Here is an 11819-nt window from a genome sequence, read left to right as displayed (position 1 = left end):
CCCACAAGAGCCCGGCCGCCGAGGCAGCGATCCGGGCCAGAGGCGCATGGCTGCTCTTCCTGCCGCCCTACAGCCCAGATCTCAATCCCATCGAAATGGCATTTGCCAAGCTCAAGGCGCACCTGCGCGCAAAGGCCATCAGAACCATCGACGCCCTGTGGCAGGCCATTGGCGATATCTGCAATCTCTTCTCTCCAATAGAATGCAGAAATTACTTCGCAGCCGCAGGGTATGGACTCACATGAAAGTCCGCCGCTCTAGCGGAGCCTGGCGGCATCTACATCTCCGGTAAGGTTGCTCGCGAAGTCGAAAGGAAGCTTCCCTTTGGCTTCGAATCGATGGGCGAGCAGCATGTCAAGAACATCGCTGAACCGCTCCCGGTCTATCGCGTTCTTCGCCAGCGGTTCGTCGCCGACATGCAACAGCTCAGATCGCCTTCGTTGCCCAACAAGCCGTCCATCGCCGTGCTGCCGTTCACCAACATGAGCGGTGATCCCGAGCAGGAGTATTTCACGGACGGGCTGGTGGAGGACCTCATCACTGGCCTGTCGAAGATACCCGGTCTGTTCGTCATCGCGCGGAACTCCACTTTCGCCTACAAGGGCAGAACGCTCGATATCCGGCAGGTCGCAAGAGAGCTTGGCGTCCGCTACGTGATGGAAGGGAGCGTGCGGCGGGCTGCCGACAGACTGCGCATAACCGCACAGCTTATCGAGGGCAAAGATGCAACCCATGTTTGGGCAGACAAGTTCGAGGGCGCGGCGGAAGACGTGTTCGACCTGCAGGACCGATTGACCGAGAGTATCGTCGGGACGCTTGAACCCACCCTGCGGCGCGCTGAGATCGACCGAGCGCGCCGCAAGCGGCCGGACAGCCTTGACGCATATGATCTCTTCCTGCGCGCCTTGCCACATACCTACGCCAACACGCCGGCCGATACCAACGAAGCCCTGCGCCTGCTGAACGAGGTCTTGAGCCTCGACCCGAACTACGCTTCCGCACATGGCTATGCGGCCTGGGGATACGAACAGCGCTTTCTGCGCGGAGGCTTCCATCCCGAAGACAGGGCTGCCGCGCTGAAGCACGCCAACATCGCAATGGCGATCGGCGCCGACGATCCCCAGGCGCTGTCGATGGGGGCGTTCGTTCACGCCACGATTACCCATGACTACGCACGGGCCATCAGCGCTCTCGATCGAGCTTTGAAGCTAAACCGCAACTTAGCTCTGGCATACGGCTTCAGCGCGATGGTGCACATGTACAGCGAAATCTATGAACGTGCGTGCGATCACGCGTTCAAGGCACTTCGCCTCAGTCCTTTCGATCCCCTGAACTATCATTCGTATCTGGCGCTGGCCTGGGTCCACCTCTTCACTGGCCGGTATGATGACGCGGTGAACTATTCGACGCTGGCGATCCAAGTAGCGCCCGGCTTCAGCGTCCTCTATGCCAGCCTCGTCGCAGCCTATGTCAATCTCGACCGCCTGGATGCCGCACGCGCAGCCGCCTCGCGGCTGTTGGAGGTCGCGCCGGGCTGGACAAACAGCGCATTCGTGCGGATGAGCGTCGTCCGACCAGAACTCATGGAAATGCTGGCGTCGGCGCTGCGAAAGGCGGGATTGCCGGAATGACCGGGCGAAGCAAGCGCAGGCAGGAAGGGCTGTCGAGAACCATGAAGCCGGCGGCTGGCGCGCCGTCGGTGCACCGGCTAGGCGTATCGTTGCGGCGTCTGCAGAAAGTGTGCCGAGCGCGGCGAAACGATAATGGCCCGCCTGTGGGACGAGCCTCTGAATCGTGCAGCCGGGCTGCTCATCGTGCCGGATGCGGCGAAGCGGACCATAACCGACATTGCATTCCGCTGCGGCAGGAGAGCCGGAGCGTCGCGCGATCCATGGTCTCAAGAGGCGTGATCTGTGGTATCAAAGGCCGGTAAGGGCACGCCGGAGGCGCCGATCCTACCCGCCTCTGACCTGCGGCTTGCGTGTCGCGAATCCTAACTGAGGCCCAACATGGAGCGGAAGCTCGCTGCCATCCTTGCCATCGATGTTGTCGGGTACTCGGCGCTCATGGAGGCGGATGAAGCGGGCACCTTCGACCGGCTAAAACGTGGCCGCAAAGAGCTGTTCGAGCCGGAAATCGCAACACGACACGGGCGAATCTTCAAGCTTATGGGAGACGGCCTGCTGGCGGAGTTCGGCAGCGTGGTGGATGCGGTCGAATGCGCGGTCACGCTTCAACGCGGCATGGCGGAGCGTAACGCGAGCGTCGCCGAAGACCAGCGCTTCGAAGTCAGGATCGGAATCAACCTTGGAGAAGTGATCGTCGAAGGGGACGATCGCTATGGCGAGGGCGTGAACGTGGCCTCGCGCCTCCAGCAACTCGCCGAGCCCAGTGGCATCTGCGTTTCAGAGAAGGTGTCCGCGGAAGTCAGGCAGAAGCTGGCGTTTGCGTTCGAGCCTATGGGCGAGCAGCGGGTGAAGAATATAGCCGAGCCGATATACTGCTATCGCGTAAACCTGCAGCTTCCGAGAGCCGCTCCGGTCGGCCGACTGGCATCGCTGGAATTGCCCGACAAGCCCTCGATCGCGGTTTTGCCTTTCACTAACATGAGCAACGATCCGGAGCAGGAAACCTTTGTCGACGGCTTGACCGAAGACCTGATCACCGACCTATCTCGCTGCGCCGGCCTCTTCGTTATCGCGCGCAACTCGACCTTTGCTTACAAGGGGCGGTCGGTCGATGTGCGTTTGGCCGCGCGTGATCTTGGGGTGCGCTATGTGGTTGAAGGCAGCGCCCGGCGAGCGCGTTAATGCGCAGCTGATCGACGCAATCGGCGGCGATCATATCTGGGCCGAGCGCTATGACAGCAGCCTCGAGGACATCTTTGCAGTGCAGGATGAGGTCACGGCCAAGATCGTCGAAGCCCTAGTCGGCCGATTGGCCGGACGGCCGGCGCGCAAACGGCCGACGAGTCTCGAAGCCTATGACCTCTGCGTGCAAGCGCGCGGCGTCAGTTTTCAGACCGGGTTAGGCGCGCGGGAAGCGCGCATGCTCCTGGAAAAGGCGATTGGTCTCGATCCCGACTATGCCGAAGCACATAGCTGGCTGGCCCTCAATCTTTGGCTCGGCTGGCTGTTCTGGGACGAGCCGAAGGAAGCCAACCAGCCTCGCTCGCTCGCGGAAGCGCAGCGGGCAGTGGCGCTCGACCCTAACGATGCCGGGAACCGCTGGGTGCTGGGCATCATACTTGGTCACGAACGGCGTTTCGCGGAATCGGATGCTGAGTTCGAGGCGACCTTCAAGCTCGATCCCAATCATGCCGATGCCTGGGCGATGCGCTCGGATCTCATCACCTTGAGGGGCGACGCGGTCAAAGGCGTCGAATTCGTGAAGCGGGCATTGCGGCTCAATCCGCGCCCACCGGGGTGGTATTATTGGATGGCGGGCCAAGCCTACTATGCGCTCGGCGACTATCAATCCGCGGTCGAGGCTTTACGCAAGCCGGAAACCTACCGCACCACGTCGCGGCGCATGCTAGCGGCAGCCCTCGCGCAGCTCGGGCGCCAGGATGAAGCCCATCAGGAGGCGGAATTCTTCATGATGAGCAATCCCCATTTCAGCATCAGGCACTGGGCAACATCGCAGCCATTCGACGACGAGGAATTGCTCCAGCGCTTCGTCGAAGGCTACCACAAGGCTGGCCTTCCCGACTAAAGGGCGCATCGCTTTGGATCGCCTACTTGCTCTCGTCAGACATAGGCTTGTTTTGGTCGTGAGGGCGATGGCCGTGGGTTCCGATCAATGTCCGTTAATGGCCGGTTGTGCCCCATTGCGAAGGTGCACTTCATCGGCATCGACAACCAACAACTTTCAAACCGAATCCTTTGTAGCGCTTCCAGGTGAGACGCTAGAATTCGCGGGCTCACGTCGAGCGCTGCGGCTGCGGAGGGCGGCATGGAGAAGAACCATGCCCAGCTGGAACAGAGGCCACATTGTCGGTCAGAAGCCTCCTCTCAAGCCGTGCGAGGTCTGGAGCATTAGAACACGACTGCAGGTGTCAGGCGCGGCACGTGATCTGGCACTGGTCAATTTTGCCATAGACAGCAAACTTCGATGCTGTGACCTCGTCACGATCACGGTCGGCGACGTCGCACTATCCGGCACGTTTCGCGACCGGGCGGTAATCGTCCAGCGCAAGACCGGACGACCAGTACAATTCGAGATCACGGAGCAGACTCGAGCTGCCATCAGCGCCCAGCGTCGGGCTCGATCCCAGGCGATACCGAACTCATTCGATGAGGCGTACGAAAGCCGCGCAGATCTACACGAAGACGGGAAACATTGCGATCTCTGAACAGATCGACCTGTGAAATGAACCTGCGACAACGGACAGAGCGACGCGGGCTGGAAGCGTCGCTTTGTGACCCTTTCGAGACCTTCCAGAGTCGAATTCTCTTCTTGGAAGCCGACATTGGCCGGAACCAGCATTCGTGATCCATTGCAGACCTTTGTGTCCATCACTCGGAACGACCGCAAATTGATCTAAAAGCCGCTTCCTATAGTCCAGCCGCCTCGCAGTCCTGTCTCGCGCCAGCCAACCCGGCGACGCTTACCCCGGCGGTAGCGCCAACGCCACGCATGCACTAATGTCTCAGCCCCCTGGGCTGGCCAGTGACCTGTTCAAATTAGGGAGGTACCCATGACCGAACATTGCTGTGGACCGGGCTATGCTTCTCCCGCCGAGGCCACGAGGGCACCCCGCGAAAAGTTGCTCTATACGATTGCTATCTACACTGGCACGGGCATTCAGAAGCCGGACTATTTGTGTACCATTGATGTCGACCCGGAGAGTTCGACCTACAGCCAAGTGATTTCACGTTTGCAAATGCCGGGTATTGGCGATGAGCTTCATCACATGGGCTGGAATGCCTGTTCGTCGTGCCATGGCGATGCGAGCATGGAGCGCAAGTATCTGATCGTGCCCGGTGTGCGCTCGACCAATCTCCATATTGTTGATTGCGGTACCGATCCCCGCAATCCGACACTGTTCAAGGTGATAGAGGGCGCCGAAATCAAAGCCAGAACCAACCTGTCGGCACCGCACACCGTGCATTGCCTTGGTTCGGAGATCATCATCTCAATGCTTGGCGACGCTCAAGGCAACGCGCCAGGCGGTTATTTGAAACTCAACAAGGAGTTCGAGATTGTCGGCCGTTGGGAAAACTCCATGGGCAGGATCAAGTTTGGTTATGATTTCTGGTACCAGCCGCGACACAACGTAATGGTCAGCTCGGAGTGGGCCGCGCCTAACACTTTCATGCCTGGTTTCGACCTTGAGGAGGTGGGCCACCTGAAGTATGGCCGAGAGATCCATTTCTGGGATTTTGAGAAGAAGGAACCAAAGCAAACATTCTATCTCGGTGAAGATGGCTTGATCCCGCTGGAAGTGCGATTCCATCATAATCCCGACAGCAGTCACGGCTTTGTTGGCGCGGCCCTTTCCGCAAACATTATCCACTGGTGGAAGGATGCAGCGGGTGACTGGCAATGGGAAAAAATCGTGGATGTCGAAAATGAGCCGCATCCCGAATGGCCCATTCCGATACCGGGCGTTATCTCAGTCATTCTGCTCAGCATGGACGATCGATACCTCTATCTGTGCAACTGGTTGCATGGCGACATCCGTCAGTATGATATCTCGGACCCCCACAACGCCAAGCTTACCGGACAAGTGTGGATGGGCGGACTTCTCGGACGTGCGCCTGAGGTCAATGGCGTGAAAGTGACTGGCGGGCCGCAGATGATACAGCTCAGCCTCGACGGCAAGCGCCTTTATGTGACGACCTCGCTCTTCTCGACCTGGGACAATCAGTTCTATCCGGAAATCCGCACCAATGGCGGATGCATGCTGATGGTCAATTGCGATACGGAAAACGGCGGCATGGAAATTGATCCGCGATTTGTCGTCGATTTTGGCAAGGAACCAAATGGACCAAGCCGCTGCCACGAAACCCGTTATCCCGGCGGTGATTGCACGAGTGACATCTGGGTATGACCAACTTCACCATCACTCTCGTCAATCAAGGCGGTGCGGCCTTTGACGTCGATCGCCGGAAGCCCCTCTTGCAAAGCTTGCGCGAGCAGGGCGTGGACCTGCCCTACGGGTGCAAGTATGGCGGCTGCATAAGCTGTGCGGCCAAGATAATCAGCGGCAAAGTCAATCAAAAAGCGCAGCGGGCGCTGAACAACCGCCAGATCATCAATGGCTATATAATCCTCTGCGTTGCCCGCCCTATGAGCGACTGCACGCTGGAAGTCGGCGTTGAAAGCCACGACAAGCTCTATCGCAACCCTTTCCTTGACCCCTTGGCCGCTCATGAATTGAAAGCCGATATTGCGACCCCGTTGGAAGCAAAGAAATGACCCACATGAATCATGATGAGCCCTATTCGGAGGCTTATCTGCAAAACATTCTGAAATCGGTCAAAACCATCGCGATGGTGGGGGCCAGCCCCGACAAGACCAAGTTTTCCTATGGCGTACTCAGGGTTCTGCACGAAACCGGCTATGACATGATCCCGGTTAATCCCACTCCCGGTCTGGATGAAATTCGAGGGCTCAAGGTGTACGCGTCACTGGCGGCCATCGACCGGCCTGTGGATATGGTTGAGGTTTTTCGCCGCTCCGAAGATCTGTTGGAAGTTGCACAGGAAGCCATCGCAATTGGTGCCAAGGTTCTGTGGAGTCAGATTGGGGTGCGCGACGACGCTGCCGCCCTGTTGGCGGAGGAAGCGGGCTTGAAAGTTGTGATGAACCGCTGTCCCAAGATTGAGTTGTTCCGCCCCTTCTGGAAGTCGAAGTTGCACTTGGGAATATGATTGCAGAGTCACGGAATTCGGCGTTGTCGCGGTAGCTGACCTGTTCCCTTGGCCTTAGACGTTGATTGATTTTTGCTGAGGTAAGATGCCAGATGGTCGCTGAGATCACGCGCGTCGTCGCCGGCGCCGTCGATCAGCGCAGACTTGCGGCGGCGGAGAAACTGCATCCCCATCAGGTACATGCCCGGATGTTCCGCAACGCCGCCGTCGTGACGGAGGTGGCCCTTGCGGTCGAGGACCGGCAGCTCCAGCCAGGAGTAGTCCGGCTTGTAGCCAGTGGCCCAGATGATCGTCCTGATCGCGCCTCCGGTAAGATCGAGGCCGAGCGGCGGGTTGTCCTCGACACGGGTCGGCGGCAGGCGATCCGGCGGCCCGACCGTAGCGTCAAGGCCGTTGGCGCGGGCCCATTCGTCGATGAGGTCGAGCAGCCGGGCCATCTTGAGATCGGAAAGCGCGCACATGTTGCGCAACGACCCCGCAAACTGGGCCTTGGCGTCTTCGGTGATGCCAGCGAGACGGCCAACGAGCCTGACGCCGAGGTCGACCAGCGCATTGAGGTCGAGGGTGGTGCGATCGGGAGTGCCGGCAAGCTGCAGCGAAGGAACCCGTCGCGCCCGCCTGATGTCGTCTACCTCGTCGTAGCGCTCGTCGAGCACGCCGGCGGCGTCCATCCACCACTCCAGGTCCTTGCCGCGATAGACGCGCGGCGCCCGGATGTGCTCGCCCACCGACAGGGTTACTTGACGCCCCGAACGCTGCAGCTCCTGTGCGATCTGGGTGCCGCTCGACGAGGCGCCCACCACCATCACGCCGCCGTCGGCGACCTGAGCCGGATTGCGATAGGACTGTGCCGTCAGCATGGCGACCGACGGCGGCACGCGGACGGCCAAATCGGGCAGGCGTGCGATGTTGCACGCGCCCGACGCCAGCACGACAGTTCGGCAGCGCCACTCGCCGTGGTCCGTGCGCACGACATATCCCGCCCCGTCGCTGCGAACCGAGGTAACGGTCGTGTGTGTTCTGACTGGAGCCGCGATCGCCTTGGCATAGTTCCCGAGGAAGTCGATCACTTCAGGCATCGTCCGGTAGCCGTCGGGGTCGTCACCATCATAGCGGAAGCCCGGCAGCCGGCTCTGCCAGTTCGGGGTGAGCAGCCGCAGCGAATCCCATCGCTCGGTGCGCCAGGTATGGGCGATCTCGCCGCGCTCCAGCAGAACGTGGTCGATAGAGCGCTCCGCGAGGCAGCGGCTCATCGCGAGCCCCGCGTGCCCTGCGCCGACGATCACTGTGGTGACGGAACTAATCGCGCCCTCTCAGGAGAGTCTACGGCTCGAAGCGCCTTTCAATTCACCACGACCGTGACGTTCGTCGGATTGGTTACAATGTCATAGACAGCCGACCGCTTCTGTGACTGAGCGACGAGAGCCTCGATGTCCTCGCGCTTGGCGTCGGCGTCGATGTTGTACTTCACCGTGATGCCGCTGAAGCCGTTGCGGACGTCGCTGTCGATGCCGAGTATACCCGCAATATCCATGTCGCCTTCGATGGTCGCCTTCACCGACTTCAACTGGATGTTCCGGTTCTGGGCAACCGCGGCGATGCCGGCTGTCAGGCAACTCGCCAGCCCGACCAGCACGTATTCGACAGGCGTGGCGCCCTGATCCAAGGAAGCAAAGACCTCCGGATGATCGGCATCGAATGCGAAGGTGGTCTTGCGATGCTGGTCCTGGCCGAGACCGTAGAAACTCTCGACCGTCGAGTGGCTGTGGGTGCCATCCTTCCATTCGCAGGCCGCGCGCCACTTGAACTGCGCGGCCTCCGGGGCGTTGGTAAGCGCTTCGCGTGCGCCGAGCAGCGCCTCGACGTTAACGCCATTGTTTGCCTGTACTTCGGAAGCCATAGTTATCCTCCCTACTTTGCACTGGCTTAAAAACCCGACCCATCCCACCGACCTCCTGATCAGATTTCACCATGACTTGACATGCTATGGGTAGCGAAGCGTTTCTTCAAGTTGTTTTCCGCAGAGGCAAGGTCGTCCCTCGTGTGCCGAGTTGCGTCTTGCAGGTCAAGGATGCCCTGTGTCGGTCGGCGTTGGTTCGGCATCCAGGTGTCGGAATCGTGATGCATTTTCTTGAAGGGCCGGCAAGCTCAGTCGACTGCAATCCCGCCGAGCGATCTTTGGCGCTGCGAACAGCTGTTTCGCTGTCGCGAACGGGCAATCCAAAGCTGCGAAGTTAATTTCGGCTTTTGGCGCGTCCCGCTGGTTCAAACATCCCCCCTCGAGAACACCTCTAAATGAGCGTCGAATGACTCGGTTGGGTGGAAAGCGGTCCTTGGTCGACGGTCAGCGACGGGCCGGCTGAAATAGCTCGACGACGTTGCCGGAGGGGTCGACCAGTAGGATCTGAGACCCGCCGGGCCCGGTCACAATGTCGTTGCGGAACTGCACACCGGCCGTACGCAGCCGCGCCACCTCGGCGGCAAGATCGTCGACGATGAGATGAATGCGATTCCAGCCGCCGGGCGCAGGTTTCTCGCATCGATGTTGCAGACCAAATCTTCGCAGCACGGTCGCCAAAGTGCGTGGTAAGACCGCGACGGCGCAATCAGCGGAGTCTGATTTGACCATGCCTTCTTCTACCACCAAGCGTGCGCTGATCACCGGGGCGGGTGCTGCCGACGGCATCGGCTTTGCCATCGCGCGGCAGCTCGGCCTTGCCGGTCTGCCGTTTTCCTGAACGGTGCCAGCGCGCGTGTACTCGATCGCGCCGCCGAGCTTTGCGCCGAAGGCATCAATGCCAAAGCCGCGGTCGCCGATCTCACCATCGCAGCCGAAGTCGCGCGGCTGCGGGCTGATATTTCCGGCGAGCTGCCGCTTCACTGCAGCCGCAATCGCGCCCGCCAGCGCAAACACGCGCCGCCCATCGTCCAGTTCGATCGCCACCATGCCGTCCGGCGGTCATACGAGATCGCGCAAGGGCGCGGGCGCCGGCGGCTCGTTTTCTCCTCTATCGGCTAGCTCGACCACCGCCAGTTGCGGCGCCTTGCGGGCGTTCAGGCCGAACTCTTCCCGCCAGCGGGGCCATGCTGGTGGCAATGCCATGGCGGTGGCAAACCGCCGCCATGCTGACGCCGGACTTCTCGTCTCGTCATTGCTGAAGAGGATGCCAAGCAACGCATTGCAGAACTCAAGGCACAGCTCTCTCACATCGAGGCGCAACTCTCGAATCTCGATGAGCCACCCTCGACCGTGGCTCTCCATCCAGCGACGCTGCAGCGCTACACCGAAACCGTCGATGCTCTTTCAAAGGGCTTTTTTCCGCCGCCTTCGGCTTTGCATCGCGAAACAAAAAGGCCGTCGCCGGCCGCCTTCCCACTGCGTTTCAGCCCTAGGGGTGCGGCCCGATCGTCTCCGGTCTCACGACCACCATCGAGGCCACGATGGGCGCGGCCCGAGAAACAGAAGGAACCTACAATGGCTACGATCGGCACTTTTTCCCGCACCGCGAACGGCTTCTCCGGCTCGGTCAAGACACTCAACCTCAACGTCAAGACAGTGTCGTTCACCCCGGCCGAAGGCGACAATGAAAAGGGTCCGGCCTTCCGCATCTTCGCCGGCGCCACCGAGTTCGGGGCGGCATGGAAGAAGACCTCGCGGGAGGGACGCGACTACCACTCCGTCAAGCTCGACGATCCGAGCTTCCCGGCTCCGATCTATGCAAGCCTGGTCGAGACCGACACCGAGGGCGAGTTCTCGCTCATCTGGTCCCGCCGCGCTGCCGAGTGGTCCGACCTAACGCGAAGCCCCGCCGCAAGCGGGGCTTCACCACGTTCAGGTACGCCACTGCCTGGCAGCTCTGTCAGGTGCAGCACGCTACGCTTTGACGGGTGCCTTGCGCGCTTTCTTCACCGGCGACTTGATTGCCGTTGCGGCTGTCGTCGCTGACGCGCGAGCAGCTCGTTTTGGTTTTTCTGCCGCAGCTGTTGCTGGCGCTGCCGCCTTGCGCCCGAGCCCTATTGATTTCGCCAGGGCCGAGCGGGTGGCCGCGTAATTCGGCGCCACCATCGGATAGTCTGAGGGCAGGTTCCATTTCTGACGGTATTCGTCCGGACTCAGATTGTAATGCGTTCCGATATGCCGCTTCAAGGATTTGAATTTCTTCCCGTCTTCCAGGCAGATGATGAAATCAGGTGACACTGACTTCTTGATCGACACCGCCGGCTCCAGTTTGGCTGCGGCCGGAGCCACAGGTGCGCCGATCCCTTGCAAAGCGACATAGACATCCCCGATCAGCTTCGACAACTCGCCGACCGGCAGCGGATTGTTCGAAACGTAGGCGGAAACGATGTCGGCGGTGATTGTTACGAGATCAGCCTGGTCGCTTGGGTCTGGAGAAACGGTCATCGAATTTCCTCTTGTCCAAAGGGCGCTTTGAAAACGGATAGTCTGTCTATTCGGCAAATGATTGATTATTCTCCAACAAACCTCATTCGTCGCAAATATCAAGCCGGCAGGCTTCGCCTCCATCGTTCTGTCCGGCTGCGGACAAAGCTGCCGATAGCGTCGGGGAAGCAGGAACACTTGCCCCTCTTCTCCCGCGCGAGGGCGCAGATCCTACGCACGTAGGCTCTACGAAGCCCCGCCGCTGCATCGCAGATTGAGCGATGAACATGCGCGCTCGATCCTTCGTGCCAGAAGCGGTCGTCGATGCTCAGAAATCGGCTTCCTCGAAGTATTTGGCCTTCAGCCATGTGTTCGACGGTCCGCTCCTGTAGCCGCTGTCGGCGCGCTTCGAGATGATGCTCTCGAGCCCCACCTCCTCGATGGCCCGAAAGATCGCTAGTCTCTCATGTTCCCTGTCAAGGTTGAAGGCAAGAAGGCTCGCCTGCTTGGCAGGTTTGCGAAGCAGTCGGACCGGCTGAAGCTGCACAGGGCTGGGG

Annotated in this window: 9 protein-coding genes and 5 pseudogenes; 8 read left to right on the top strand and 6 right to left on the bottom strand. The window is 60.3% G+C overall.

The features are described 5' to 3' along the window. The 7 genes and pseudogenes from NKI59_RS33975 to NKI59_RS33945 form a co-directional block, all read left to right on the top strand. On the top strand, positions 1 to 245 hold a 245-nt coding region (locus NKI59_RS33975; protein WP_352708874.1), incomplete at its 5' end, for a transposase. A 93-nt stretch (positions 246 to 338) separates the two neighbouring features. Then, on the top strand, positions 339 to 1631 hold the full coding sequence (locus NKI59_RS33970) for a tetratricopeptide repeat protein (protein ID WP_352708872.1): 1293 nt from the start codon (positions 339 to 341) through the stop codon (positions 1629 to 1631). Positions 1632 to 2009: 378 nt separating this feature from the next. Continuing rightward, a pseudogene (locus tag NKI59_RS33965) lies at positions 2010 to 3714 on the top strand (adenylate/guanylate cyclase domain-containing protein). A 253-nt stretch (positions 3715 to 3967) separates the two neighbouring features. Then, positions 3968 to 4343, top strand: a pseudogene (locus NKI59_RS33960) (site-specific integrase); the annotation flags it as partial. A gap of 356 nt (positions 4344 to 4699) precedes the next feature. Further along, positions 4700 to 6055 (top strand): selenium-binding family protein, encoded by a 1356-nt coding sequence (locus tag NKI59_RS33955; protein ID WP_352595773.1) that lies wholly within the window; start codon positions 4700 to 4702, stop codon positions 6053 to 6055. Beyond that, on the top strand, positions 6052 to 6423 hold the full coding sequence (locus NKI59_RS33950) for a 2Fe-2S iron-sulfur cluster-binding protein (protein WP_352708871.1): 372 nt from the start codon (positions 6052 to 6054) through the stop codon (positions 6421 to 6423). Before NKI59_RS33955 ends, NKI59_RS33950 begins: the two co-directional genes overlap by 4 nt. Before the next feature lie 5 nt (positions 6424 to 6428). Next, positions 6429 to 6878 (top strand): CoA-binding protein, encoded by a 450-nt coding sequence (locus NKI59_RS33945; protein WP_352708878.1) that lies wholly within the window; start codon positions 6429 to 6431, stop codon positions 6876 to 6878. 8 nt (positions 6879 to 6886) lie between these two features. Here the strand turns inward: NKI59_RS33945 and NKI59_RS33940 are convergent, their stop codons facing one another. The 4 genes and pseudogenes from NKI59_RS33940 to NKI59_RS33925 all read right to left on the bottom strand — a co-directional run bounded on the left by NKI59_RS33940 (position 6887) and on the right by NKI59_RS33925 (position 10140). Then, complete coding sequence (locus tag NKI59_RS33940; RefSeq protein WP_352708869.1) at positions 6887 to 8164, bottom strand: NAD(P)-binding domain-containing protein; 1278 nt, start codon at positions 8162 to 8164, stop codon at positions 6887 to 6889. 56 nt (positions 8165 to 8220) lie between these two features. Then, positions 8221 to 8778 (bottom strand): OsmC family protein, encoded by a 558-nt coding sequence (locus tag NKI59_RS33935; protein ID WP_292664767.1) that lies wholly within the window; start codon positions 8776 to 8778, stop codon positions 8221 to 8223. Between the two features lie 444 nt (positions 8779 to 9222). Beyond that, positions 9223 to 9414 (bottom strand): annotated as a pseudogene (locus tag NKI59_RS33930) (VOC family protein); the annotation flags it as partial. A gap of 423 nt (positions 9415 to 9837) precedes the next feature. Next, positions 9838 to 10140, bottom strand: coding sequence for a hypothetical protein (locus NKI59_RS33925; protein WP_352708867.1), 303 nt, complete (start codon positions 10138 to 10140; stop codon positions 9838 to 9840). A 213-nt stretch (positions 10141 to 10353) separates the two neighbouring features. On the opposite strand from NKI59_RS33925, the pseudogene NKI59_RS33920 reads away from it, so the two are divergent. Beyond that, positions 10354 to 10659: pseudogene (locus NKI59_RS33920) on the top strand (DUF736 domain-containing protein); the annotation flags it as partial. Positions 10660 to 10752: 93 nt separating this feature from the next. Here the strand turns inward: NKI59_RS33920 and NKI59_RS33915 are convergent. Together NKI59_RS33915 and NKI59_RS33910 are read right to left on the bottom strand one after the other, a co-directional pair. Next, positions 10753 to 11283, bottom strand: a complete 531-nt coding sequence (locus NKI59_RS33915; protein ID WP_352708877.1) for a Ros/MucR family transcriptional regulator — start codon at positions 11281 to 11283, stop codon at positions 10753 to 10755. Between the two features lie 307 nt (positions 11284 to 11590). Then, positions 11591 to 11819 (bottom strand): annotated as a pseudogene (locus NKI59_RS33910) (hypothetical protein); the annotation flags it as partial.

The organism is Mesorhizobium sp. M0598 (assembly GCF_040320865.1).
Lineage (GTDB): Bacteria > Pseudomonadota > Alphaproteobacteria > Rhizobiales > Rhizobiaceae > Mesorhizobium.
The sequence above is the reverse complement of the archived record's forward strand: the minus strand, read 5'-3'. Positions and strand labels throughout refer to the sequence as shown.

What these genes read in the sequence shown, in the direction of transcription:
- NKI59_RS33935 (WP_292664767.1), bottom strand. Translation starts at nt 8,778, where the DNA reads ATGGCTTCCGAAGTACAGGCAAACAATGGCGTTAACGTCGAGGCGCTG.
- NKI59_RS33950 (WP_352708871.1), top strand. Translation starts at nt 6,052, where the DNA reads ATGACCAACTTCACCATCACTCTCGTCAATCAAGGCGGTGCGGCCTTT.
- NKI59_RS33955 (WP_352595773.1), top strand. Translation starts at nt 4,700, where the DNA reads ATGACCGAACATTGCTGTGGACCGGGCTATGCTTCTCCCGCCGAGGCC.
- NKI59_RS33945 (WP_352708878.1), top strand. Translation starts at nt 6,429, where the DNA reads ATGAATCATGATGAGCCCTATTCGGAGGCTTATCTGCAAAACATTCTG.
- NKI59_RS33915 (WP_352708877.1), bottom strand. Translation starts at nt 11,283, where the DNA reads ATGACCGTTTCTCCAGACCCAAGCGACCAGGCTGATCTCGTAACAATC.
- NKI59_RS33925 (WP_352708867.1), bottom strand. Translation starts at nt 10,140, where the DNA reads ATGGAGAGCCACGGTCGAGGGTGGCTCATCGAGATTCGAGAGTTGCGC.
- NKI59_RS33970 (WP_352708872.1), top strand. Translation starts at nt 339, where the DNA reads ATGGGCGAGCAGCATGTCAAGAACATCGCTGAACCGCTCCCGGTCTAT.